The following is a 1,036-nucleotide window of genomic DNA, read 5'->3' as shown; positions in this document are numbered from 1 at the left end:
CGCCCGACTCCACGACGTCCTCGACGAGGCCGATCCGCAGCGCCGTGGCCGCATCGACACGCGCGCCGGTCAGGATGATCTTCTTCGCCCAGCCTTCGCCGACGAGCCAGGGCAGCGTCTGCGTGCCGAGGCCGCACGGCAACAGGCCGACCGACGGCTCGGGCAGCGCCATCTGCGCATGCGTCTCCGCGATTCGCAGGTCGCACGCGAGCGCGCATTCGAGCCCGCCGCCCATCGCATAGCCGTTGATCGCCGCGATCGTCACGACGCGCGCGTCGTGCAGCGCCTCGAACGCCGCGCCGAAGCGCGACGCCATCGCGCGCGCAACCGCGCGGTCGCCTTCGGCGAATGTGTTGAGGTCGGCGCCTGCGCTGAAGAACTTCGGGCCGTCACCGGTGATCACCAGCGCGCGCACGCGCGGGTTCGCATTCAGTTCGGCGACGGTTTCCTGCAATTGCTGCAGCCCGTCGGCGGTAAAGGCGTTCGCCGGCGGACGCTTGAGCGTCGCGCATGCGATCGCGCCGTCGTCGACGTAGTCCAGTTCGATCATCACGCGTCCTTCTTCGTTGCCGGTTGGTACAGGCGGATCACCGCCGAGAAATCGAGCTGGCCGTCGCCACGGCTGCTCATCGTCTGGTACAGCTGCTGCGCGAGCGCACCGAGATAGACGGGCTGGCGGGCCTGTTTCGCCGCGTCGTTCGCGAGGCCGAGATCCTTCAGCATCAGGTCGGTGCCGAAGCCGCCCGAGTAGCCGCGCGACGACGGCGCGGTGTCGATCACACCCGGATACGGGTTGTACGTGTCGGAACTCCAGCAGCGGCCCGTCGACGTGTTGACGATGCCGGCCAGCACCTTCGGGTCGATGCCGAGCGCGACGCCGAGCGACATCGCCTCCGACACGGCCGCCATCGAGATGCCGAGCACGAGGTTGTTGCAGACCTTCGCGACCTGCCCCATCCCCGTCGCGCCGCAGTGGACGATGTTCTTGCCCATGCCCGCGAGCACCGGCTTCACGCGCTCGAAATCCGCGTCGCTG

2 protein-coding genes are annotated in these 1,036 nt (G+C 68.8%); both read right to left on the bottom strand.

The features are described from left to right. Nucleotides 1-550 (bottom strand): enoyl-CoA hydratase (locus G3N93_RS40360; protein WP_206135563.1); only part of this gene is annotated, 550 nt, incomplete at its 3' end. Then, the coding region (locus tag G3N93_RS40355) for an NAD-binding protein (protein ID WP_206135562.1) at nt 550-1,036 on the bottom strand (487 nt) is incomplete at its 5' end. The genes G3N93_RS40355 and G3N93_RS40360, both read right to left, overlap by 1 nt.

The sequence above is a fragment of the Burkholderia sp. Se-20378 genome, from assembly GCF_017104665.1.
GTDB classification, from domain to species: Bacteria; Pseudomonadota; Gammaproteobacteria; order Burkholderiales; family Burkholderiaceae; genus Burkholderia; species Burkholderia lata.
Note: the sequence above shows the minus strand (reverse complement) of the source record. Positions and strands in the feature narration are given on the sequence as shown.